Origin of the sequence: Pseudomonas sp. D2002 (genome assembly GCF_013385735.1) — a bacterium.
Lineage (GTDB): Bacteria > Pseudomonadota > Gammaproteobacteria > Pseudomonadales > Pseudomonadaceae > Aquipseudomonas.
The window spans coordinates 43,196-66,163 of sequence record NZ_JACAPL010000020.1; the positions used below are offsets into that span (position 1 = coordinate 43,196).

At 62.8% G+C, this 22,968-nt stretch carries 19 protein-coding genes; 1 reads left to right on the forward strand and 18 read right to left on the reverse strand.

Translation table 11 applies throughout. The features are described from left to right. Positions 1-46: 46 nt before the first annotated feature. The 18 genes from HX783_RS26965 to HX783_RS27050 form a co-directional block, all read right to left on the reverse strand. On the reverse strand, positions 47-1,462 hold the full coding sequence (locus HX783_RS26965) for an efflux transporter outer membrane subunit (protein ID WP_159956778.1): 1,416 nt from the start codon (positions 1,460-1,462) through the stop codon (positions 47-49). Next, complete coding sequence (locus HX783_RS26970; protein WP_177018891.1) at positions 1,459-4,638, reverse strand: efflux RND transporter permease subunit; 3,180 nt, start codon at positions 4,636-4,638, stop codon at positions 1,459-1,461. Before HX783_RS26970 ends, HX783_RS26965 begins: the two co-directional genes overlap by 4 nt. 15 nt (positions 4,639-4,653) lie before the next feature. Beyond that, complete coding sequence (gene mexE / locus HX783_RS26975; protein ID WP_177018892.1) at positions 4,654-5,895, reverse strand: multidrug efflux RND transporter periplasmic adaptor subunit MexE; 1,242 nt, start codon at positions 5,893-5,895, stop codon at positions 4,654-4,656. Positions 5,896-6,103: 208 nt separating this feature from the next. Further along, positions 6,104-7,447 (reverse strand): TolC family outer membrane protein, encoded by a 1,344-nt coding sequence (locus HX783_RS26980; RefSeq protein WP_177018893.1) that lies wholly within the window; start codon positions 7,445-7,447, stop codon positions 6,104-6,106. A gap of 21 nt (positions 7,448-7,468) precedes the next feature. After that, positions 7,469-8,986, reverse strand: a complete 1,518-nt coding sequence (locus HX783_RS26985; protein ID WP_177018894.1) for a DHA2 family efflux MFS transporter permease subunit — start codon at positions 8,984-8,986, stop codon at positions 7,469-7,471. Beyond that, positions 8,983-10,050: an HlyD family secretion protein gene (locus HX783_RS26990; RefSeq protein ID WP_177018895.1), complete on the reverse strand. Its 1,068-nt coding sequence runs from the start codon at positions 10,048-10,050 to the stop codon at positions 8,983-8,985. The genes HX783_RS26985 and HX783_RS26990 overlap by 4 nt, the downstream gene beginning before the upstream one ends. Before the next feature lie 27 nt (positions 10,051-10,077). Next, the gene (locus HX783_RS26995; protein WP_177018896.1) at positions 10,078-10,884 is read right to left on the reverse strand and encodes a DUF3050 domain-containing protein; all 807 of its coding nucleotides are present in this window, start codon (positions 10,882-10,884) and stop codon (positions 10,078-10,080) included. Positions 10,885-10,945: 61 nt separating this feature from the next. Beyond that, positions 10,946-11,899, reverse strand: coding sequence for a fatty acid desaturase (locus tag HX783_RS27000; RefSeq protein ID WP_177018897.1), 954 nt, complete (start codon positions 11,897-11,899; stop codon positions 10,946-10,948). A 10-nt stretch (positions 11,900-11,909) separates the two neighbouring features. Further along, positions 11,910-12,737, reverse strand: a complete 828-nt coding sequence (locus tag HX783_RS27005) for an SDR family oxidoreductase (protein WP_177018898.1) — start codon at positions 12,735-12,737, stop codon at positions 11,910-11,912. Continuing rightward, positions 12,734-13,876 carry an acyl-CoA dehydrogenase gene (locus HX783_RS27010; protein WP_177018899.1) on the reverse strand — a complete coding sequence of 381 codons (1,143 nt, stop codon included), beginning with the start codon at positions 13,874-13,876 and terminating at the stop codon, positions 12,734-12,736. The genes HX783_RS27005 and HX783_RS27010 overlap by 4 nt, the downstream gene beginning before the upstream one ends. Next, positions 13,873-14,322 carry a type II toxin-antitoxin system RatA family toxin gene (locus tag HX783_RS27015; protein ID WP_177018900.1) on the reverse strand — a complete coding sequence of 150 codons (450 nt, stop codon included), beginning with the start codon at positions 14,320-14,322 and terminating at the stop codon, positions 13,873-13,875. Before HX783_RS27015 ends, HX783_RS27010 begins: the two co-directional genes overlap by 4 nt. A 16-nt stretch (positions 14,323-14,338) precedes the next feature. Continuing rightward, on the reverse strand, positions 14,339-15,598 hold the full coding sequence (locus tag HX783_RS27020; protein ID WP_177018901.1) for an aspartate aminotransferase family protein: 1,260 nt from the start codon (positions 15,596-15,598) through the stop codon (positions 14,339-14,341). Next, complete coding sequence (locus HX783_RS27025; protein WP_177018902.1) at positions 15,595-16,659, reverse strand: SDR family oxidoreductase; 1,065 nt, start codon at positions 16,657-16,659, stop codon at positions 15,595-15,597. Before HX783_RS27025 ends, HX783_RS27020 begins: the two co-directional genes overlap by 4 nt. A gap of 181 nt (positions 16,660-16,840) precedes the next feature. Continuing rightward, positions 16,841-17,569 (reverse strand): AraC family transcriptional regulator, encoded by a 729-nt coding sequence (locus tag HX783_RS27030; RefSeq protein ID WP_177018903.1) that lies wholly within the window; start codon positions 17,567-17,569, stop codon positions 16,841-16,843. A gap of 84 nt (positions 17,570-17,653) precedes the next feature. Further along, positions 17,654-19,051, reverse strand: coding sequence for an isochorismate synthase (locus HX783_RS27035; protein WP_177018904.1), 1,398 nt, complete (start codon positions 19,049-19,051; stop codon positions 17,654-17,656). Beyond that, entirely contained in the window at positions 19,048-19,353 is a 306-nt protein-coding gene (locus tag HX783_RS27040) for an isochorismate lyase (RefSeq protein ID WP_159956748.1), read from the reverse strand. Before HX783_RS27040 ends, HX783_RS27035 begins: the two co-directional genes overlap by 4 nt. Beyond that, positions 19,353-20,108: a thioesterase II family protein gene (locus HX783_RS27045; protein WP_371317715.1), complete on the reverse strand. Its 756-nt coding sequence runs from the start codon at positions 20,106-20,108 to the stop codon at positions 19,353-19,355. The genes HX783_RS27040 and HX783_RS27045 overlap by 1 nt, the downstream gene beginning before the upstream one ends. Continuing rightward, entirely contained in the window at positions 20,105-21,760 is a 1,656-nt protein-coding gene (locus tag HX783_RS27050) for a (2,3-dihydroxybenzoyl)adenylate synthase (RefSeq protein WP_177018905.1), read from the reverse strand. Before HX783_RS27050 ends, HX783_RS27045 begins: the two co-directional genes overlap by 4 nt. 223 nt (positions 21,761-21,983) lie before the next feature. On the opposite strand from HX783_RS27050, the gene HX783_RS27055 reads away from it, so the two are divergent. Next, positions 21,984-22,877 carry a helix-turn-helix transcriptional regulator gene (locus HX783_RS27055; RefSeq protein WP_159956744.1) on the forward strand — a complete coding sequence of 298 codons (894 nt, stop codon included), beginning with the start codon at positions 21,984-21,986 and terminating at the stop codon, positions 22,875-22,877. Positions 22,878-22,968: the final 91 nt, after the last annotated feature.

Genomic DNA, 22,968 nt, shown 5'->3' on the forward strand with positions numbered 1-22,968 from the left:
GGGCTAAAAATTGGCTGGATGCGACCAACCAAAGGAGCTCTTTACATCACTTGCTGCTGGCGACGACCGTGTCCGGCTGCCAGCCGCCACCGAGGGCCTTGTAGATCGCGACAATCCCGCGATACAAGTCCACTTCGGCCTGGGCCTGGGAGTCTTCAGCGGCCAGACGCTCACGTTGCGCGTCGAGCAGCACGAGGAAATCCACCGTGCCTTCGCGATAACGGATCGCCGCCAGGTCGGCAGCCGCGCGACTTGACTCACTTTGACGGATCAGCGAGACCAGGCGCTGCTGGCGTTTGCCGTAATCACTGAAAGCATTTTCCGATTCTTCCAGCGCAAGCAGCACTTGCTGCTCGTAGGTTGCCAGGGCGCCATCGGCCTCGGCATTCGCCCCGCGCAAGCGTGCACGCACACTGCCCAAGTCAAATGCAGCCCAGGTAATGCTTGGGCCCAGGGACCAGGCATTCGCTGCAGCCGAACCGATTTGCGAACCGCGCCCGGCGGTAAAGCCGAGGAAGCCGCTGAGGCTGACCCGCGGGAACAGGTCGGCCTTGGCCACGCCGATACGCGCGGTGGCGGCGGCCAGCTTGCGTTCGGCGCTGAGGATGTCCGGGCGACGTTGCAGCAGTTGCCCTGGGTCGCCGATTGGCAACGCCTTGGCAATCGCCGGCAGGTCTTTGGGGCTCAGGTCCACGGTCAGCTTGTCGGGGCGCTGGCCGAGGAGGGTGGCGATGCGGTTGCGCTCGCGCACTTGCTCGGCTTGCAGTTGCGGCACGCTGGCTTCAACGGCGGCCAGGCGCGCATCGGCGCGTTCCACATCGAGCTGATCGCCGACGCCGGCATCCCGCAGGCTGACGGTGATGGTGCGCGATTCCTGCTGGTTCTTCAGGTTGTCCAGGGCGATACGTTCACGCAATTGCGCACCGCGCAGTTGACCGTAGGCGTCCACCAGTTCGGCAATCATGGTGACTTGCAGTTGGTACAGGTCGGCTTCGGCGACCTGTTGGTCAGCGTCGCTGGCTTCCAGGTTGCGGCGGATACGCCCGAACAAATCCACTTCCCAGGCCATGTCCAGGCCCAGGTCGTAGCGTTCGCTGTTGACGCGCTTGGTGGTCTGGCCGGGAATCTGGCCTTTGCCCACGTCGCTGCTGGCCCGGCTGGTCACCACCGGCATGATGTCGTTGGCGGCGTCATCGCGAATCGCACGCGCCGCACGCAGACGGGCAAAAGCGACGCGCAAGTCACGGTTACCGTTCAACGACTGGGTCACCAGTTGGTTGAGGGTCGGGTCCTCGAACTGCTGCCACCAGATGCCTTCGTATTTGGCATGGTCATAACTTTTGGTGTCGGCGGCGGCCGTGATGTTGGCCGCCTCCAGCTTCTCGGTTTTGTAGTCCGGGCCCACGGCACAGGCGCTCAGCGCCAATACCAGCAAGCTCGGCAGGAATACTTTCACGCTCATTGCTGTGTCTCCAGCTTCAAGGCCTTGGCCGCTTTTCGCGCTTCGCCGCGCTCCACATAGCGACGGATCAGTACGTAGAACACCGGCGTCAGCAACAGACCGAAGAAGGTCACGCCGATCATCCCGGAGAACACCGCCACACCCATCGCATGGCGCATCTCGGCACCGGCACCGCTGGACAACACCAGTGGCACCACACCCATGATGAAGGCGAACGAGGTCATCAGGATCGGCCGCAGACGCAGACGGCAGGCTTCCAGTACCGCAGCCAGCGGATCGAGGCCTTCCTGCTGTTTGTCCTTGGCGAACTCGACAATCAGAATCGCGTTCTTGCAAGCCAGGCCCACCAGTACGATCAAGCCAATCTGGGTGAAGATGTTGTTGTCGCCGCCCGAGATAATCACCCCGGTAATGGCCGACAGCAGCGTCATCGGTACGATCAGAATCACCGCCAGTGGCAGGCTCCAGCTTTCGTATTGGGCGGCCAGTACCAGGAACGCCAGCAGTACGCAGAGCGGGAACACGAACAGCGCAGTGTTGCCCGAGAGGATTTGCTGATAGGTCAGGTCGGTCCACTCGTAGGTCATGCCGTTGGGCAGTTCTTCTTTCAACAGTTTTTCAATCGCCGCCTGAGCCTGGCCGGAGCTGTAGCCCGGTGCAGCGTTGCCGTTGATTTCAGCGGTGATAAAGCCGTTGTAGTGCATCACGCGGTCCGGGCCCGAGGTGTCGCTGACCTTGATAAAGGTCGCCAACGGGATCATCTCGCCTTTGTTGTTACGCACTTTCAACTGGCCGATCTGGTCTTCATCCTGGCGGAACTGTTGCTCGGCCTGCACGTTGACCTGGTAAGTACGCCCGAAGCGGTTGAAGTCGTTGGCATACAACGAACCCAGGTAGATCTGCAGGGTGTCGAAGATGTCGCTGACGGCCACGCCGTGGGTCTTGGCTTTTTCGCGGTCGATGGCAGCGTCAACCTGCGGCACGTTGACCGTGTAGCTGGTGAACAGGCCAAACAGCTCCGGCGTGGTGCGGCTCTTGGTGATGATGTTCTGCACTTCTTTGTACAGCTCGTCATAACCCAGGTTGCCACGGTCTTCGATCTGCAGGCGGAACCCGCCAATCGTACCCAGGCCCTGTACCGGCGGCGGTGGGAAGATCGCCATGTAGGCTTCTTCGATGCTGCTGTACTTGCCGTTCAGTGCACCGGCAATCGCACCGGCGGACATGCTTGGGTCTTTACGCTCATCGAATGGCTTCAAGGTCACGAACACGATGCCGCTGTTCGGGCTGTTGGTGAAACCGTTGATCGACAGGCCCGGGAAGGCTACGGCACTTTCCACGCCTGGCTGTTTCAGCGCGATGTCGGACATGCGCTTGATCACGTCTTCAGTGCGGTCCAGGCTTGCGGCGTCGGGCAATTGCGCGAAGGCCACCAGGTATTGCTTGTCCTGGGCCGGTACGAAACCGGTCGGCGTGTGGGCAAAGCCCAGCCAGGTCAGGACCATCAGGCCGGCGTACAGGAACAGCGCGATACCACTGCCGCGAATCACCCGGCGTACGGTGCCGACATAGCCATGGCTGGCTTTCTCGAAGAAGCGGTTGAATGGACGGAACAACCAGCCACCCAAGAGTTTGTCGAGCACCTTGGAGAAGCGATCCTTCGGCGCGTCATGGCTGCGCAGCAACACGGCGGCCAGCGCAGGCGACAAGGTCAGCGAGTTGAAGGCCGAGATCACCGTGGAAATCGCAATGGTCAAGGCGAACTGCTTATAGAACTGCCCGGTCAAGCCACTGATAAAGGCCGCTGGGATGAACACCGCACACAGCACCAACGCGGTGGCGATGATCGGGCCGGTCACTTCGCTCATGGCCTTTTCAGTGGCCGGGAACGGTTCCAGCCCCAACTCGATGTTCCGCTCGACGTTCTCCACCACCACGATGGCGTCGTCCACCACGATACCGATGGCCAGTACCAAACCGAACAGCGACAAGGCGTTGAGCGAGAAGCCAAACAGGTGCATCACCGCAAACGTACCGATCAACGATACCGGCACCGCCACCAACGGAATGATCGAGGCGCGCCAGGTTTGCAGGAACAGGATCACCACCAGCACCACGAGGATCAGTGCTTCGAACAGGGTGTGAACCACCGCTTCGATGGAGCCACGCACGAAGATAGTCGGGTCATAGACGATGCTGTAGTCCATGCCTTGCGGGAAGCTCTGTTTCAGCTCTTCCATCTTGCCGCGCACTTCGTTGGAAATCTCGATGGCGTTGGAGCCTGGGCGCTGGAAGATCGGGATCGCCACCGCCGGCTGGTTGTTCAGCAACGAGCGCAGGGCGTATTGGCTGGAACCCAGCTCAACCCGTGCGATGTCTTTGAGGCGCGTGATTTCACCGTTTTCGCCGGAGCGAATGATGATGTTCTCGAACTCTTCTTCAGTGACCAGACGGCCCTGAGTGTTCACCGACAGCTGGAAGCTGGTGGCATTCGGAGCAGGTTGCGCACCCAGGGCACCGGCGGCCACTTGGCGGTTCTGCTCGCGGATCGCATTGACCACATCGGTGGCGGTCAGGTTGCGCGAAGCGGTTTTGTTCGGGTCCAGCCACACACGCAGGGAGTAGTCGCCCATGCCGAACAGCTGCACGTCACCCACACCGCCCAAACGTGCCAGCTCATCCTTCACATTGAGCAAGGCGTAGTTGGACAGGTAGAGCATGTCGTAACGCTGATCCGGGGAGGTCAAGTGCACCACCATGGTCAGGTCGGGAGAGGCCTTGTCCACGGTGATACCGATGCGCGTCACTTCCTCAGGCAGTTTTGGCTGAGTCCGGGTCACACGGTTTTGCACCTGCACCTGCGCGTTGTCCAGGTCGGTGCCCAGAGCGAAGGTGATGGTCAGGGTCAGCTTGCCGTCGGCGGTCGACTGCGAGGACATGTACAGCATGTTCTCGACGCCGGTGATCGCTTGCTCCAGCGGCGCGGCCACGGTTTCACCGATGACTTTAGGGTTGGCGCCCGGGAAGTTGGCGCGTACCACCACGGTGGGCGGCACGACTTCCGGGTATTCGCTGATCGGCAACTGGAACAGCGAGATCGCGCCGGCGATCAGGATCAACAGCGACAGCACCGCTGCGAAGATCGGCCGCGAAATGAAGAACTTGGAAAAATTCATCTTGAGTTGTATCCCTTAACCGCGTGGAGTCGCGACGCTGGCAACTTTGGGCGCGGCTTTATCCGGCGCCACTTGCTCCAGGTTGCTGGCTTCAAGCGCTTGTCGTTGTTGTGCCAAGGCGGCGAGGGTTTCCTTGCTGGCCATCGGGATGGTTTCCGGCGCAACCGGCGAGCCTGGGCGAATGCGCTGCAGGCCCTTCACGACGATGGTGTCGTCCTTGTTCAAACCGCTGCGCACAATGCGCAAGCCTTCGATCTTCGGCCCAAGCTCCACCGAGCGATACGCCGGCTTGTCGCCGTCCATCACCAGCACGAACTTCTTGCCCAGGTCAGTGCCGACGGCTTCATCGTTGATCAGCACGGCGGAGTAGGTGCCGCTGCCGACCAGCTTCAAGCGCGCATACAAGCCAGGCGTGTATTCGCCCTTGCTGTTATCGAACACGGCGCGACCACGGATGGTGCCGGTGGCCGGGTTGACCTGGTTGTCGACAAAGTTCATCTGGCCCAGGTGCGGGTTGCCGGTTTCGTTGGACAGGCCCAGGTACACCGGGGTGGTTGCGCCGCGACGGCCTTCGCGCGCCAGTTGGGTGTACTTGAGGTACACGCGCTCATCGGCGTCGAAGTAGGCGTAGACCTTGTCGGTGGAGACCACGCTGGTCAGCGCGGTGACGTCGGCGGTGACTAGGTTGCCGGCGGTGATTTCCGCACGGCTTACGCGGCCACTTATAGGCGAGGTCACGCGGGTAAAGCTCAGGTTCAACTTGGCCAGGTCCAGCTGCGCCTGAATGCCGGCAACAGCGGCGCGGGCTTCCTGGGCGGCGGTGGTGCGCGAGTCGGCCAGTTCGGCGGAGATCGCATTGCTCTGACGCAGGCGGTCGCCACGTTGCGCTTCGTTATCGCTACGGGTGGCGGCGGCTTTGGTTTGGGCCAGCTGGGCTTCGAGGCGGCGCACTTCAGCCTGGAACGGGCGGGGGTCGATCTGGAACAGCACGTCGCCTTTCTTCACCAAGGCGCCTTCGGTGAAGGCCACCTGGTCGATCTGGCCGGACACGCGCGGACGAATCTGCACGGTTTCCGGGGCTTCCAGGCGGCCGGTGAATTCATCCCACTCGTTGACCGGTTGTTCAAGCACCTTGGCCACGCTGATTTTCGCAGGGGGCATGGCGGCCGCTTGTTCCGGGGTCTTGCCGCATGCGCTCATCACCACCACGGCCAAGATCGCCAAGGGGAAGCGCAAATGTTTGAGTGACTGTTCCATGAGGTGCATCCGCCAATGTATTTGAGATGGGCGGATCATGCGCGGCGAGGTGCTATGTCACGAATCGAATGAAACAAAGGTAACTATCATTCGGAATGATATAAGCGCGGGATTAGCCCTCTAGGATGCGGGTTTCGTTAGGGAGCTATCAATAGGAGTGATGACAAAAGACTGTTGCGCGGGCTGCAAGGAACGCCCGCGCGGTTTTTCAGTCCAGCAGGCGGCTGACCTCACGCAAGCGCACGTCATTCAAGTTGCCGGTGGAGGCCAGCAGGTTAAGTTGCGCCATCAGGATCGCATAACGCTGCTGCGCCACACGCTGCTGAGTGTCGGTGACTTTCTGCTGGGCATCCAGCACGTCGGTGTTGATGCGTGAGCCGGCTTCAAAGCCGTGGGTGACCGACGCGAGGTTGACCTGGCTGGATTTGAGCGCCTGCTTGAGCGCCTGGTACTGGCTCATGCCACTGGTGACTTGCAGGTACGCCTGGCGCGCCATCAGCCCAGCGTTGCGGCGTGCGTCTTCGACCTCATCCTGAGCCTTGCTCTGCAGCGCGTGGGCTTCACGCACGCGGCTGCTTGTGCGGCCACCGCCATACAGCGGCACGCTGAGTTTGACCCCGACCACCGTCTGGTTATAGCGGTTTTCCGGCAGCGTGACGTCGTACACATCGCCGCCCACCGAGGCGAAGCGGCCGTGGGCGGCGATCAAGTCGAGGGTCGGCAAGTGGCCGGCCTGTTCCTTGTCAATGTCCATTTCGGCCAGGCGCTGGGCGATCTGCGCGCGCTGCACGGCGAGGTTGCCTTGCTGCGCGGTATTGGCCCAATCGCCGATGGCAGCGGGCACCGGGGCGCTGAACTGCGGCTCCTTGCCCGACCACGGGCGCGCCTGGGCGGCGGTCAATTGGGTGAGGGCTTCGGTGGCGATATCCAGCGCGCCGCGTGCGGCAATCTGCTCGGCAAACGCCTGGTCGTACTTGGCTTGCACCTGTTCGAGCGCGTTGGCAGTGGTGGCGCCGTCGGCGAGCAAGCGCCGGCTGCGGTCCTGGCTTTCCCGCAGGGTTTGCAGTTGCTGGGTGCGGGTGTTCAACAGTTCCTGGTTGAGCAACACATCAAAGTAGGCGCGGGCCACGCGCAGCATCAAGTCCTGGCGCGCTTGTTCGGTCTGCACCTCGCTGGCGCTGATCAGCAGTTTGCTCTGGTCATGGGCGATCACGTTCTGCCAGCGCAACAGCGGCTGAGTGAGCACCACGGCGTAGGCGTTGGTGTTGTTGCGGTTGCGGTGGTAATCGTTGGAATCCTCGGCATCGACCCAGGCCGCGCCGCCGGTGACGGACAGGTCCGGCAACAGGTTGGCGCGGCTTTGCGGTTCTTTTTCCGCCGTGGCCAACTGCTGGGCCTGGGCGGCGGCGAACTTCATGTCGTGGCTCAGTGCTTTCTGGTACAGCTGGTACAAGTCCTCTGCCGACGCGAGGGCCGGGCAGCAGGCGAGGGCGAGCCCACACAGTGAGGTGAGCAAGGGGGTGTGTGTCAGATGCAGCCCTGGAATACGCAAGGGTAGGTCTCCACAAAAAAATTATCGGCTGAGGGTGCTTCTGCGCATCATCAGCACCATGGGTATGCCGATGGCCATGACCGCGCCCAAGGTGCCGAACAGCATGCTGAAGGCGAGCATTTGCGCCTGTTCGCGCGCTTGCAGGTAAGGCATCAAGGCCAACGCTTGTTGATGGCTGGCCAGGCCCAGGGACAGGAACAGCGGGTTGGATTCCACGCCGCCCCAGCCATTGGCGATCAGGCTCGATTCGGTCACGTGCTCGGAGAGCAAGCGATAGCGTTCCCACGAGAACCGCGTGAGCAAGGTGGCAGCGATGGCAATGCCGACGCTGCCGCCCAGCTGGCGCATCAGGTTGAGCACGCCCGAGGCGCCGGAGATCAACGTCAGCGGCAGCCGACGCATGGCCAGGTTGGTCAGCGGCACGAAGATCATGCCCAGGCCCAGCCCGCGAATCACCAGTGGCCAGTACAGCGTGTCCGGGTTGCTGTCGAGGGTGAACTGGGTGTGCAGGAACATCGCGTAGCAGTACATGACGATGCCCAAGGTCACGAACACGCGCTCGTCGATCTTGTTTTCCTGGGACAGCTTGCCGATCACCAAGGTGCTGATGGCGCTGGCCACCGCGCCGGGGAAAATCACCAGCCCGCTCTGGTAGGCGCTTTGCGCCAACAACGTCTGCAAGAACAGCGGCACCATGAATAAGGTGCTGTACAGCCCGAAACCCACGCAAAACGCGCAGATGCAGCCCATCAGGAACTCGCGGTTGTGAAACAGCGCAACGTTGACGATTGGGTTGACCGCTCGCCGTTCCCACCAGAAAAACCCCACCAGGCTGAAGCTGCTGAGCAACAGGCAGGCGACCGTCCAGTTGGATTCCATCCAGTCCCAATGCTCGCCGCGCTCCAGCAGGATCTGCAGGCTGCCAACCCCCAGGGCCAACAGGCAGAAGCCGCTGTAGTCGACACTGCTGGGTTTTTGCTCGTTGACCGAATCGCCGATGCACAACCAGCACAGCAACAGCGCCACGGCGCCGATGGGCACGTTGATCAAAAAGATCCAATGCCATGACAAGGTGTCGATCAGGTAGCCACCGACAGTCGGCCCCAAGGTCGGCCCCATCATCACGCCGACGCCGTACAGCGCCATGCCGCTGCTGACCTTTTCCTTGGGGAACACGTCGTAGATGATCGCCTGGGAAATCCCCAGCAAGCCGCCGCCCGCCAGGCCTTGCAGCACGCGAAAGGCCACCAGTTGCCACAGCTCGGCGGAAAACGCGCAGCCCACCGACGCCAGCACAAACACCGCTGTGGAGACCAGGTAGTAGCGGCGCCGCCCAAACCAGGCGGACAACCAGCCGCTGACCGGCAGGATCACCACGTTGGCCACCACGTAACCGGTGGAGACCCACGAGATCTCATCCACCGACGCCCCATAGGTGCCCATCAGGCTTGGAATGGCGACGTTGACGATGGTCACGTCGAGCAACTCCATCATCGATACCAGCGTCACCGTGAACGCAATCAGGTACGGCGACCTCATAACGTCTGGCTGCCGCTGCGTGGCGTGGCGACTTCGACGAAGGCGCTCATGCCGGGGCTCAACAAGGGCTTGTAGTCAGCCGGCACGTCGGTGAGGGCGATCCGCACCTGGACGCGTTGCACTACCTTGGTGAAGTTGCCCGTGGCGTTTTCCTGCGGCAGCAACGAGAACTTCGCCCCGGTGGCCGGTGCCAGGCTTTCGACCACGCCGTCGAAGGCCTGGCCGGGGAACGCGTCCACGGTGACCTTGGCGTGCTGGCCGACGCGCACGCGGCCGACTTGGGTTTCCTTGAAGTTGGCGGTAATCCACAGCGGCTCGGTAGCGATCAGGCTCAGGAGCTTCTGGCCGGCGACCACGAACTGGCCGGGCTCCACCTCTTTTTTCGACACAATGCTGCGCACCGGCGCGGTCTGGCGGGCGTCGTGCAGCTTGATCCGGGCCTGCTCCAACTCGGCTTGCGCCGCCGCGATGCGGTAGTCCTGCACCTTGAGTTCGGCCTTGTTGGCCAAAGTGCTTTGCGCCGCCGCCTGGGCGTTACTGCGTGCGGCTTCCTGGGCATGGCTCAGCGCGTCGAAACGCGCCTTGGCCAGTTCCAGGTCCTGGGTGCTCAACACACCTTGGGCGCCGAGGCGACGGGCGCGCTGGTAGTCATTGCGCGCCTGCTCAAGGTTGGCGCTCGATTGTGCCAGGGCCGCCTGCGCGGCCTGGCGCATGGCCACCGCCCCGAGGATCTGGCTGTCCAGCGCCCCCGGGCTGCCGCTGCGCCCGGCGGCGGCTAGCAGGGCTTGCCATTGTGCTTCGCGCTGCTGCACCTGGTATTGGTATTCGCTGTCGCGTATCTGAAACAGCAAGTCGCCGCTTTCCACGGTGACGTTGTCCATCACCGGCACGCTCATCACCACGCCTGACAGCTTGGCCCGCACCGGAATAATCACCCCATCGAGCTCCGCGTTGTCGGTGCTGACGTACGCGCTGGAGTACTGCCAGCGCTGCCAGCCGAGCAGCAGCAAACCCCCGACCACGACAGTGCACAGTGTGAGTTTGATTAGCTTGCCTTTGGTCATGTCTTGCTCCCTGTGTTCATGCGCGGCTCAGAAACTGTGTGCAACCCGGCGCACAGGGCGCTCCGTGGCGTGTTGGGCTTTCTCCTGGAGGAAATGGTGCACGCCGTCCCACAGGTCGATGCGGGAGTTGATCGCGGTCTTGGCGCTGTCGATCATGTGTTGGTGTTGCTCGGGCGTGGTGACGATTTCGCCGATGATGCGTTTGGCGGCCGGGCCATGCTCGTCGCCGTCCATTTCGATGTGGCGCTTGAGGTAATAGGTGAGCATCGGCACTTCGGTCTCACTCACCGACCACTGCGAGAGCAGGCGCCCGAACATGTCGGGAATGATGTCTTCGCGGCCAAAAAAGAAGTACGCCAGCACCGCTTCGGTAGAGCCGTGTTGGGCGACATCGAGGGTCTGGCACATGAACACTTTGGCCGCCAGCGGGATCTCGCGGTCGTTGAGCGCCTTGGCCAGCGGCACCTTGGCCTGGATCGCGGCGAGGAAGCGGCGGAATACCGAGCTGTCGGCGCCGATTTCATCCATGGCGGTGAGGTACAGGTCCAGGTGGCTGATAAACCCGCCGCTGGGGTGTTCGTCGGTTTCTTCACCCACCACGATTTCATTGATCAAGCGCGCAGCGGTGATATGCACCGGCGGCACCCACGGCAGCTCGACGCAGGTGAGGTCGCGCTGGATGCGCTTGAGCAAGGTCATGAAATCCCACACGGCGAACACGTGGAATTCCATCAAGGTGCGCACGTCTTCAACGGTGCGGATGTTGGCAAACAGCGGGTGGCCGAATAACTGCGCGCGTTCGGCTTCAATGTGGCTATCAATTTCAAACGGCATACATGCTCCTGCAGCCTGAGGGTTCAGGCGGTCAATCCATTGGGAAATTTAGGGTGTGTGTTCAGTCGTTCACCGTGTCTCCACGGTAAGGGTGGCGGCGGGTGGCGTATTTGAAGGACGCAACGAAGTTTTTTTCCAGCAGGTGCTGCCGGTCGGCGTACCAGCCGGCGTCCAGCAGTTGCCGGTGCACCTTGGGCAGGCGCCAGCACGGCACGGCAGGGTAAAAGTGATGCTCCAGGTGAAAGTTCGCGCCGGCATGCATCAAGGTGCACAGGCGCGACGTGCGCGAACGCGCGGGCGGCTGTTCATCGTCTGCGCTGAAGGCATGTTCCTGGTAGGCATTAAAGGCCGACACCAGAAACGCCACCGCCAGGCTCAGGCCAAACCCCAGCAGCAACCCGTCGACCTGCCACAAGGCCAGCGCGTACACACCGAGCCAACCCAGCTGGCAGGCGATATTGCAGCGCGCCAAGTGTTGAACCTGCGCCGCGCTCAAGGGCAGCGGCGAGGGGCTGGTCAGCGGGCCGAACGCCAGGCGCAAGGTGGCTTGCAGGTAGTTCGAGGTGGCGAGCAAACGTGACAGCGCGATGCGGCTCAGCAAGGTGCGATAGCGCGAGAAATGCCGGTAATCCGGGTCGTTTGCGCTGTTGCTGAAGCGGTGGTGCTGCCAGTGGTCGACGAAGTAACCGGTCACGCAGAACCCCGGCAGCATCGAACTGGTGAATATGCCCAGGTAACAGCTGTGCATCGGGTTACGGCTCAGGTTGAAGTGAAAGCCTTCATGCCCAAGGATCGCTTGCAGAAACATCCCGTATCCGGCCATCACCCAGAGTGGCGCGCACAGCAGCACCACCCACAGGCTGGACGCGGAGTTCGCCACCCACACAAACAGCGCGAGTGGCAGCAGGTAGAGGCACAGGGCGTAACCGATGATCAACAAGGACTCGCCCGTGTGCGCTTTGAACAACGCGCGGTCGAGGCGAACCTGGGGCTTGGCGTGCAGTTGTCTGGCCATTGGTTGCGCGTTACTCGATCAGTTCAGGTTTGAGCGCCAGGTGCCCACCGCGTGTCAGCGTGCGCAGGCGCAAGGCGATAAAGGCGTCGACCACACTCGGCGCAATGCGCGCGGTGTACATGGCCAGGGTGCCCATGAACGTCAGGCCACGGTTGCGCAGGCCGTCTTTGCGGCAGGCGCGCACCAGGCCGTCGGCGGCGGCATCGAGCTTTTCTTCCAGCGACAGCAGGGTCTTGTCGCCCCACATGAAGGTCACCAGGCGCTTGACCGACAGGCCCACGCGCTGGGCGGGCAAATGGATCGCGGTGTCGATGAACCCCGGGTACACCGTGACCACATCGAGCTGCCCGCGATACTGCATGCGCAGCACGTCGGAATACGCACTCAGCGCGCGTTTGCTGGCGGCATACGCGGCCACATACGGCGCATTGACCAGGGCGAACAGCGACGACACATTCACCACCTTGCCGCGTTTGCGCAGCAGCCCCGGCAAGAAGCCGGCGACCAGTTGCCAGGGCGCGAACAGGTTTACGTCCACCGCGCGGGTGACTTCGTCCGTCACGCCGGTTTCGCCACGCTCCAGGGTCAGGGTGCCGGCGTTATTGACCAGAATGTCGATGTCACCGAAGTCAGTGCTGATGGCAGTGATCACCTGGGCCAACGCCCTGCGGTCACACAGGTCGACTTGATAAAACCCGTCGAGCAGCCCCAGTTCCTGCGGTTCCAGGATGTCCAGGCCGATCACCGTGGCGCCTTGCCCCTTGAGCTTGTGCGCGGTGGCATGGCCCAGGCCACGTGCACAGCCGCTGATGACAATGGTTTTTCCGAGCAGGTTCATGGTTTCACTCCGGCGATGCTGAAGGTGGATTGGGACAAGTAGCAGTCGAGGTTGGTCGCCATCGAGATCTTCGCCGGCGGGTGAAATTGCAGGCCACGGCAGGCCATCAACCAATTCGAACTCTGGTTGCTGGTGATAAACGCCATGCCCCCGAGCATCGCGTGGGCTTCGTCCGACAGCTGGTTGAGCAGTTGTTCGATGCCATAACGCACCAGCAACAGGCGGGCGAGCACGGTGTGCAGGTCGTGTGGGTTGCGTTCCACATCCAGCGCCGCGCCTTCCAGGGCGGTGATCGCCAATTGCAGGTGGGCGGCCAGGTCGACGCGGTGATGGGCAGTCCAGCGCGCGGCGTCGGTCACGGTTTCGATCAGACCGGCACAGGTCCCCACGTAGGATGCGCAAATCAACAGCTCGAACCAGATGAAACCCACGGTTTGCACATCGCCCAGCAGGTGCTTGTAACCGGCGGAAAACACCATGCGCTCCGGCACGAACACTTCGTTGAGGCGCACTTCGATGCTTTCGGCGGCGGCCAGCGCGCTGTTTTGCCAGAACGGTGCCCGGCTGATGCCCGGCGCATTCGCGGGAATCAGCGCCACCATCAACTCTTCGCCGTCCACGCCTTGGCGGGAGTAGCTGGCGGTGAGCAAGTCCATCGACTGGCCGAGGCAGCAAGGCTTTTTGCTGCCGCTGAGCAGCACGCCTTCCGGGGTCTGTACTGCCTGCATGTTCGAGTCGAGGATGCCGGCGCCCGTGTTGCCCTCGGCAAAGCCCGAGGACAGCAACAAGCGGTTCTGCGCCACGGCGGCCAGCAACAGGCCTTCGGCGCCGCCGCCGTTTTGGGTCAGCGCCAACAGGCTGGCCACCGAGAATTGGTGCATGGTGCTGGCCACGGCCAGCGATGGCGAGCGCGCGCCCAGGGCGATCTGCACATGCACCGCATCGAGGATGCCCGCGCCCAGGCCGCCGCCGGCGCGGTTGACCAACAGCCCGACCGGGCCGTGTTGCTTGAACAGGGCGACGACGTCGCTGTGCGATGCTTCACGTTCGGCAAAGGCAATGTCCGCCAGGCGCGCGTCAAAACCTGGGGCGTAGTTGTGCAGCACCGCACGTGAGCGGTTCAACAGAGACAGGGTCATGGCTGGGGCCTCACATAGCTTGTGGGAAACAACCCGGTGATGATCGAGTTAATGTTGTCGTGAATGGCGGTCTTGGCCACGGGGTCGAGCATGTCGGCGAGCATCGGCAGGCCCAGGTCAAAGCGTGACTTGAAGGTGATAATCGCGTCCTTGCCGTCCGGCAGCACTTGCCAGGTGCCCGAGAAATGGTCGACATCGCCGGCCAGTTGTTCGAAGTGGATCTCTCGGGTCTCGGCGTTGAACGTATCGCGCTCTTGCCACTTGAGAATGCCGCTGTGGAAGTTGACTTCCCAGGAGGTGAACGACACCTGGTCGCTGACCTTGTTGATGGTGATATTGCGCACCGATTCGCACAGCTCGACGTAGTTGCTGAAGTCGCTGATCACGGCAAAGACTTCATCAGCGCAGGCGTGTGGAATGTGCGCCTGGATATTGACTTCCTGCATGGGGTAACTCCAAAAATCAAAGGGTGGAAACTGAAGTGGTGAGCGCCTGGGCGAACCCCTCGATCAACCAGTTGCAGTCCTGGGCGTTCAGCAGCGGCGACGGCGTCAGCCGCACGACCCGGTGATCATTGAGCGAGTGGCAAACGATGATTTGCTGCTCGATCAGCGCCATGACCATGTTTGCGGCAATCGAGGCGTCGCTGAACTCGAAGCCCAGCAGCAAGCCCGCGCTGCGCAGCTTCACGCACTCGGCCAGGCCCATCTGTTGCAGCAACGCGCTGAAACGCGCGTGCAGGTCCTGGCCCATCAGCCGGGCACGCTGCACCAGGTCTTCCTGCACCATCACTTGCAATGTGGCCTGCACCGCCGCCATGGCCAGCGGGTTGGCGCCAAAGGTCGAGGTGTGCACCGTGGGGTTGCGGTTGAACGGCGCATAGACCGCCGCGCTGGCAACCATGGCGCTTACCGGTACGCAGCCACCGGACAGGCTTTTGCCCACCAGCATGATGTCGGGCACCACTTGCTCCTGGTCACAGGCCCACCAATGGCCGGTGCGGCCCAGGCCGGACTGGATTTCATCGATGATCAGCAGCGCGCCGTATTGGTTGCACAGCTCGCGGACACGCGTCAGGTAACCGGGCGGTGGCAGGATCACGCCGGCTTCGGCCTGGATCGGCTCGAGAATCACGCAGGCTTTGTCCGGCGACGCCAGCAGTTGCTGTTCCAGCGCATCACTGTCGCCGAAGGGCACGAACGCGCTTTCACTGAGCAGGCCACTGAACGGCTCGCGGTAGCTTTCGCGGCCGGTCACGGCCAAGGCGCCGAGGGTCTTGCCGTGGAAACCGCCAAGCGTCGACAGCGTGCGACGGCAGCCGTTAAGGCGCGCCAGTTTCAACCCGGCTTCAGTGGCTTCGGCGCCCGAGTTGCAAAAGAACACATAGTCCAGGTTGCCGGGGCAGCGGGCGGCCAGGGCCTGAGCGGCCAAGGCCTGTTGCGGGTTGAGCAACAATTTGCTGGCCAGTGCGTTCTGCTGCAGCTGCCGGGTCACGGCTTCCACCACGACCGGGTGGCCGTGGCCGAGGAAGAACACCCCATAGCCGCCGGCATCCAGGTACTGGCGCCCTCTGTTGTCATAGATGTAGACGCCCTGGCTGGACTGCTCGATGGGCAGGTTCATCAGCGAGGCCAGGCGGGCGTAGCCCGAATTCACATGCTGGCGGAAATACTGGTCAATCTGTTCGGCGTCGCTTGCGGGTTCGATAAGTAGCGGGTTCATGCCACGGAGGCCTCAGCGAAGGGCGGCGCCGGCTGTTTGAGCATCCGCGTCAGGGCACCCAGCTTGGGCGCCAGGTGGTTGAGCGACAGCAGCAATTCGCGGCTGACATCCCGTGCGTTGAACGCCGCTTCGCCGAGCAACTCGGGCAACGAGGTAGGCAGCGGTGTGCGCAGGCACGCATAGCGGCACAGTTGATTGGCGCGGCCCAGGGCGGCCTGGATATTGCCGGTCAGCGCCGGCAGAAACACCGGGCGGATCAGGCGTTCATAAATATCCGGCGCCATGCAGCGTGGTCGCGTGAACGCTTTGCCCTGGGCTTCCATGGATTGGCACATCAGGTCCAGCAGGCCGGTCAGGTCCAGGGCCTGCGGGCCGCTGGTGAGGAAGTAGTCCTTGCCGATCAAACGCTGGCGCAAGGCATTGGCAATCGCCCGTGCGGCGACGTCGCGAGCGATCAGGTCGATATAGCCGGCAGGCGGGCAGGGCACGATCGGCAGCACGCCCGACATCATCAGGCCCATGGTCATGTGAAAACCCTGGAAGTTGGGCATAAGCCCACTGCCCGAATCGCCGATGATGATCGAGGGGCGAAAGATCGACACGTCAATGCCGGCCGAGCGCACCAGGGTTTCGGCCTGACGCTTGGCCACTTCGTACGGGGTTTGTGCCTGCACGCCTTCGTAGTAGTCGCAGGGGTGAGTGAAGGCGGTGCTGATGTGGTAAAGCGGCACTTTGGCCTGCTGGACAAAGCTCACGACGTTCTCGGTGCCGAGGTAATTCACCGAGAAAATCTGGTCGACATCGCCATCCATACGGGTGACGGCCGCAGCGTGAATCACCCAGTCGACGCGCTTGAGCAGCGCTTCATAATCGGCGGCGTCCAAGCCTAGCCGAGGGCGGCAGATATCGCCTTTGAGGACTTCGACCTGCGGGTGGCGAATGCGACTTTTACGCGCCAGGCAGACCAGGTGAAAGTCCTGCGCCAGGCACTCGATCAGGGACTCACCGAGCACACCTGATCCTCCCGTGAGAAGGACGGTTAATTTTTGCGGTTCTGACATGTAGGACGCTTCCTGCGGACTCATCGAAAGAATTAACGTTGCGTTTCGCCGAATCCCAGGCACGGATGCCCCTGGCGAACACTCTGTATTCACATGCGGTGGCGTTGAAGTGCTTTGGGGGAAGGCAATCAGCGCTTAACGTTTCAGCGAATAAGATTCGATCGATATTGGCGTTTTGACATCACTGCGTCTTGAACGAAACGCTTGTCTTGCGCAAAACCTTGGCAGCGGTGCGGGGCGTCATGCCAAACATGCGGCGCATCATGCGCGCCAGGTGGGCCTGGTCGGAGAAGCCGCCATCGGCAGCGGCGTCCGACAAGCTGGCGCCAGCCGCCAGGGACTTGGAGGCGCGCTCGAGTTTGTTCCAGATGATCCATTGCGACAGCGAAACGCCCATCTGGTGCGTGGCCACGCAGCGCAAGCGCGGGCTCGACAGGCCGACCGCGTTGGCGGCGCGGCTGACGGAACCAGGACCGTCGCGGTCCTGGCGCAGGAGGTTCAAGGCCTTGTACAGGCGCTGATCGATGGGCGGCGTCATTGCCAGCAACCGCGCGAGCGCCTCGACAAACTGCGCCAGGGAGGTGGTGCGGCGGAAACACTCAAGCATTTCCTCACTGGCCAGGGCGATGCCATTGTGATGAAGCAAGGCTTTGAGGTCGCGGCCCAGTGGCGTGTCGGGGTTGATGTAGACAAAGGCCACCGGGTGAATGTCGGCCACCGCGCGGTGCTCGACGTTGGGACCGATGATCACCCCGGCCGCGCGGATCAGCTGGCCGGGCAATTCCAGCTTCACGGGTTGGTGCACGCCGATGCACAGCTGAATGGCGACATGGGAGTGGGCAGTATTTTGATCCGCGCGGCCAATGTAGCCCGCCCATGAATCACCAAAGGTAACGCTGCCGTCCCACATGTAAGGTCTTCCTGACTCAGAGGGTGAGTGTTGCGTGTGCAGGGTAGGCCTGCACAGGTCTGGATTCAAGCACCGGGCGTGCCGTCACCGCTGTAGCGCCGCGCGCATCCCCGCCAGCTTGATGCAGGTTTCGTCGTATTCGCTGGCAGGGTCGGAGTGTTCGACGATGCCGCAGCCGGCGAACAGCCGGGCCTGGTTAGCGTTTAACAGCGCACTGCGCAGGCCGACGATAAATTCGCCATTGCCGTGGGCGTCCAGCCAACCCAGCGGCGCCGCGTACCAGCCACGATCAAAGCCTTCGAACTGGCGAATATGCGCCAATGCCTGCTGGCGTTCGTGGCCGCCCACGGCGGGCGTTGGGTGCAGAATCGAGACCATCTTGAGCAAACTGCAGCCTGGCTGCAGCGGGCCTTCGATCAACGTCGCCAGGTGCTGCACGCGGCTCAGGCGCTTGATATGCGGCGTGGGCGGCATGTGCAGCGCCTGCACCCAGGGCGCGAGGTCGCGTTGAATGATCTGCACCACCACCGCGTGTTCGTGCCGGTTCTTTTCGCAGTCGAGCAGGGCCTGCGCCAGTTGCGCATCCTGTTCAGGGTTGGGGTCGCGACGCGCAGTGCCGGCCAGCGCCAGGGTTTGCAGGCGGCCGTTGTGCAGCTTGGCCAGGCGTTCGGGCGAGGCACCGATAAAGCACGCCTGATCACGTCGGAAGGCAAACAGGTAGGCGCTGGGGTCGTTGCTCGCCAGCGCGCTCAACGTGCGCCCGGCACTCACGGGCTGGGTGTATTCGCTGAGCACTTCGCGCGCCAGCACCACCTTTTTCAACGGGGTGTCGCGCAGCACGTCCAGGGCGTGGGCGATTTTGCTTTCCCAGCAGGCACGCGGCAGGCCTTGGTCACGGATGTGTTGCAGTGCCACGCTCGGGCGCGGGCCGGACACGTAGCGGTCCATCAGCGCGTTCCATTGGTTCAACACGTGCTCGCAGCGCTGTTGCGCCTTATCGCCGGGCGCGATCCGTTGCTGGCACAGCAGCCAGCAACTCTCGGCATCGCGCACCAGCAGCAGCGTCATCAACAGTAGTGACGCATCGCCAAAACCTTGCCAGGCGCCGCTGGCCTTGACCTCAGGATCAAACCGGAAGCCGCCGCAGACCGTCGGCGCCAATGGGCCGTGGCTGACCGCGTGTTCCAGCCAACGCTGCCATTGCGCGTCCACCGCGGCAAAACGCTGCGCGCCAACGCCGCTGAGTTCGGCGGCCACGCCCCAGCCGAACAGGCTTTTGTGGTCTTCCGGCGCGCGCCAGAACAGGCACTCGGCGCTCGGTTGGTCGACGCTGCAAAACAGCTCCAGCAGGTCCAGCGGGGCGAGTTCAATCGAGTAGCTGGCCAACACCGCTTCGCCGTGTTCGACGGCCCGCTCGCGCGCCTGTTCAAACACCGCCGCCAGGCCTTGGGCATGGGCCTCCAACGAAGGAAAGGCCCTCATGCTGGCGTTCTCGTTGCGCGCCAATGCAGCACTTGCTGGCCGATGTACCAATGGATGATCTGGGCGAACAGGGTTTCCATAAAGTGCGGGTCCAGGCCGGCGTGTTCGGCCCATTCGCGGCGTTGCGGCAGCATCTGCGCCACGCGCTCGGGCGCGGCGATGCTGCTTTCGGTCGGTTTGAAGCGCGCAGCGGCTTTGACGTAAGCCATGCGTTGACGCATGAGTTCGATGATCTGGTGGTCCAGTGAATCGATGGCGTGACGGATGTCCGGCAGGCCATCACAGGCGTCGGGTGTTTTCATCAACAGGTTTCCTTGGGGGCAAGCGTAAGGGTCAGCAGCGTGGCGGCGATGGCGTCGAGCAGCGCCTGGCGCTGCTCGATCAGGTAAAAGTGTTCGCCGGGCCAGCGCTGCAGGTGCAGTGGCTGGTGGCTGGCGGCTTGCCAGGCCAGGGCTTCATCCAGTTCGATTTCCGGGTCGTGTTCGGGGTAGAACACCTCGATGCGGCTGTTCAGTGGCCGCGGTTGTGGGCAGGCGTAGGTTTCAACGATGCGGTAGTCATTGCGCAGGCCAGGCAGGAACAGTTCGCACAGCGCCGGGTCGTCCAGCAGCGGGTTGGGCCGGTCGGACAAGCGTCGCACGTCGTCGAGCAAGGCCGCGTCCGGCCCCAGGTGCAACTGCCCGCCGCGCTGGCGATGCGGCGCCGGGTGGGCGGACACGAACAGATGGTCGACGGCGATTGCGCGCTGCTCCAGGCGCGCGGCCACTTCATAGGCCACCACCGCGCCGAGGCTATGGCCGAACAATGCCAGCGGCCGGTCGGCGTAATCCGCCAGCGCGTGGGCGGCGCCGTCGGCGAGGCGCTGCATGTCGGTCAGGCAGGGCTCGCTGAAGCGGTCTTCGCGGCCCGGGTACTGGATGGCCAACAGGTCGATATCGGCGGGCAGGGCATTGACCCAGTCGCGAAAGAAGCTCGCACTGCCGCCGGCATGCGCGAAACACACCAGGCGCCAGCGCGGCATAGGCGTCAGCCGGTAAGCGCGTACCCAACGGTTCACGAGGCGGCCCGCTGCAGCCAGGCCTGGCGCAAGCGTTCGCGCAAGTCCTTGCGGCTGACTTTGCCCACCCCGGTGTGCGGGAAGTGCGCAACAAACTCGATGCGGTCCGGCACCTTGAACGCCGCCAAACCCTGGCCGCGCAAATGCTGCTTGAGCGCAAACGCCGACGGCGCCGGGTCACGGGCGACGATAAACGCGCAGGTGGATTCGCCAAGCACCGCGTCCGGCATCGCCACCAGCGCCGCGTCGTGCACTTGGGGATGGCTGATCAGCAGATTTTCCACTTCTTCAGCGGCGACCTTTTCACCACCACGGTTGATCTGGTCCTTGTCGCGGCCTTCAACCACCAGGTAACCGTCGCGGGTACGTCGCACCCGGTCACCGCTGCAATAAAAGCCGTCGGCAGTGAACGCCTTGGCATTGTGTTCGGGCAGGCGGTAGTAGCCGCGAATGGTGTACGGCCCACGCACTTGCAGCTCGCCGACTTCGCCGTCAGGCACCGGCTGGCCGTGTTCATCGACAATGCGTAGCTCATCGTCGGCACTCAGCGGGCGGCCCTGGGTATGCAGCAGCAGATCCGCGTGGTCATCCAGGCGGGTAAAACACAGCAAACCCTCGGCCATGCCCAGTACTTGTTGCAAGGTGCAGCCCAGTGTCGGTGTGACACGCGCGGCTGCGGTGCTGAGCAGTTTTGCGCCGCCCACCTGCAGCAGGCGCAGGCTCGACAGGTCGGCCTGGCGCTGGGCCTGGGCGTCCAGCCACAGCATCGCCAGCGGCGGCACCAGCGCGGTAACGGTGACGCGTTGTTCGCTGATCAATGCAAAGCAGGTTTCAGGGTCAGCGCGGCGCGTACACACCACGCGCCCACCGGCCAACAAGGTGCCGATAACACCTGGGCAGCACAGCGTGAAGTTATGCGCCATGGGCAGCGCGGTGAGGTACACCGTGTGTGCATCCAGGCCGCACACCGCGCTGCTGGCGCGCACGTTATAGAGGTATTCGGCATGGCGACGCGGGATCAGCTTGGGCGTGCCAGTGGTGCCGCCCGACAGTTGGAAACACGCCACTGCGTCAGCGTGACCGGCGTCCTGCTCCAATGGCTCACTGTTGTACAACGCCTTCAGCGCGGTGAATTCCTCGGCATCGCCGTCGATCACCACCTGGCGCAGGTGTGGATTGGCTTCGGCCAACTGGCGCGCCATCTGGCGGCAATCGAAACCGTCGAGCTGGTCACAGCCGATGTAGGTCGAGGCCTGGGCAAAGCTGCAAAAGCCGCCGATCTCGTGTTGACGGTGAGCGGGCAGGGCGAGGATCGGCCGCGCACCGAGCCGGAACAACGCAAAGCACACTTCGATAAACGCGCTGCCGTTGGGCAAATGCACCACCACGTTATCGCCCGCCGCAACACCCAGGGCACGCAAGCCACCGGCGAGGTGCCGGCAACGCTGCACCAGGTTGCGGTAGTTGAGGTGCAACGGGCCGTCGGTGATGGCGATCGCCGATGGGCTGCGTGCGGCAACCGCATCCAGCGCCTGGGCGAAAGTCTGGTCTTGCCAGTAACCGGCCTGGCGGTAGCGTTCGGCGAACGCGGCGGGCCAGTCGGGCTCGTCGCCACAGGTGTCTGAATCGCGTACGCAGGTGTGCAATGACATGGAATCCCCTATTTGTAGAAATAATTGGCTACAAATGCCCAAATGAGATCTATTATCATTGTCCTTCGCCGAGCGCTTCTCAACGCCAAGGCTTTCGGACCTGTGACTTTTTCATTAGATGAAATACACAGCGGCTTTAAACAGGGAGGTTTACGGTTTAAAAGCCTCCTCCTCATTCAGGTCAGGCCCCGCGTAATGGCCTTAAGGATCAAGGGAAAACCCAATGACTATTACGATCATCGCCCCCAGCCACCAAGAGACGCAGGCCGAACCCAAGGGCAATCAACCCGGCACGGTTTACCTGGAACCGCACATGACGCTGGTCACCGGCACGCTGTGGTCAGAGAGTGAGAATTGGGTCGAAGACCCGCTGGAGCGCGGCCTCAAGCTGATCCTGGTGCAGAGTGGCGAGCTTTCGTGCCGCATCCCCGGGCACAGCGAGCAATCGATCAAGGGCCCCAGCCTGTGCACCATCGTCAATGACGGCGAGTTCACCTCGTCGCAGATCTACGGCACCTCCACGCCGCTGCGTTACACCATCGTGCAATTGGACCTCGAATCCCTCGACCGTCACCTGGGCATGGCCCCGCGCAAACTGTTGGCCAGCAGCGGCGGCGACCCGTACATGATGGTGCGCCCGGCGCCGCGCGCGATGCAGGCGCTGGCCACACAGATTGCGACCTGCCCGATGCAGGGCCCGAGCCGCTCGTTGTATTTGGGCGGCAAGGCGTTGGAATTGACCGCGTTGAGCGCGCAGTTCCTGCTCGGTGAGCGCGGGCAGCCGGAGCAAAAGCTGCGCATCACCTCTTCGGACGTAGAGCGTGTACACGCCGCGCGCGACCGCCTGGTGCGTTCGCTGCTGGAGCCGCCAAGCCTGAATGCGCTGGCCAGCCACGTCGGCATGAGCCCGCGCAAACTCACGGCGGGGTTTCGCAAGGTCTTCGGCACCAGCGTGTTCGGCTATTTGCACGAGCATCGCCTTAACGAAGCCCACCGCATGCTCAGCGACGAGGAAAGCAACGTCTCCACTGTCGCTTATGGCGTGGGCTTCAGCCCGGCGCATTTCTCCATCGCCTTCCGTAAACGCTACGGCGTATCGCCCAGCGAAATCCGCTGAGGGCAGGGGTGTGTCTCTGAATCGAATGAAAAGGCCCGTGCATCTAAAGCCCTGAGCGCTTTCTGAAAACCTGCTTGCGATAGAGTTCCAA

Coding starts and splice junctions, on each gene's coding strand:
- HX783_RS26965 (WP_159956778.1), bottom strand. CDS start 1,462: ATGAGCGTGAAAGTATTCCTGCCGAGCTTGCTGGTATTGGCGCTGAGC.
- HX783_RS26970 (WP_177018891.1), bottom strand. CDS start 4,638: ATGAATTTTTCCAAGTTCTTCATTTCGCGGCCGATCTTCGCAGCGGTG.
- mexE (WP_177018892.1), bottom strand. CDS start 5,895: ATGGAACAGTCACTCAAACATTTGCGCTTCCCCTTGGCGATCTTGGCC.
- HX783_RS26985 (WP_177018894.1), bottom strand. CDS start 8,986: ATGAGGTCGCCGTACCTGATTGCGTTCACGGTGACGCTGGTATCGATG.
- HX783_RS26990 (WP_177018895.1), bottom strand. CDS start 10,050: ATGACCAAAGGCAAGCTAATCAAACTCACACTGTGCACTGTCGTGGTC.
- HX783_RS26995 (WP_177018896.1), bottom strand. CDS start 10,884: ATGCCGTTTGAAATTGATAGCCACATTGAAGCCGAACGCGCGCAGTTA.
- HX783_RS27000 (WP_177018897.1), bottom strand. CDS start 11,899: ATGGCCAGACAACTGCACGCCAAGCCCCAGGTTCGCCTCGACCGCGCG.
- HX783_RS27005 (WP_177018898.1), bottom strand. CDS start 12,737: ATGAACCTGCTCGGAAAAACCATTGTCATCAGCGGCTGTGCACGTGGC.
- HX783_RS27010 (WP_177018899.1), bottom strand. CDS start 13,876: ATGACCCTGTCTCTGTTGAACCGCTCACGTGCGGTGCTGCACAACTAC.
- HX783_RS27015 (WP_177018900.1), bottom strand. CDS start 14,322: ATGCAGGAAGTCAATATCCAGGCGCACATTCCACACGCCTGCGCTGAT.
- HX783_RS27020 (WP_177018901.1), bottom strand. CDS start 15,598: ATGAACCCGCTACTTATCGAACCCGCAAGCGACGCCGAACAGATTGAC.
- HX783_RS27025 (WP_177018902.1), bottom strand. CDS start 16,659: ATGTCAGAACCGCAAAAATTAACCGTCCTTCTCACGGGAGGATCAGGT.
- HX783_RS27030 (WP_177018903.1), bottom strand. CDS start 17,569: ATGTGGGACGGCAGCGTTACCTTTGGTGATTCATGGGCGGGCTACATT.
- HX783_RS27035 (WP_177018904.1), bottom strand. CDS start 19,051: ATGAGGGCCTTTCCTTCGTTGGAGGCCCATGCCCAAGGCCTGGCGGCG.
- HX783_RS27040 (WP_159956748.1), bottom strand. CDS start 19,353: ATGAAAACACCCGACGCCTGTGATGGCCTGCCGGACATCCGTCACGCC.
- HX783_RS27050 (WP_177018905.1), bottom strand. CDS start 21,760: ATGTCATTGCACACCTGCGTACGCGATTCAGACACCTGTGGCGACGAG.
- HX783_RS27055 (WP_159956744.1), top strand. CDS start 21,984: ATGACTATTACGATCATCGCCCCCAGCCACCAAGAGACGCAGGCCGAA.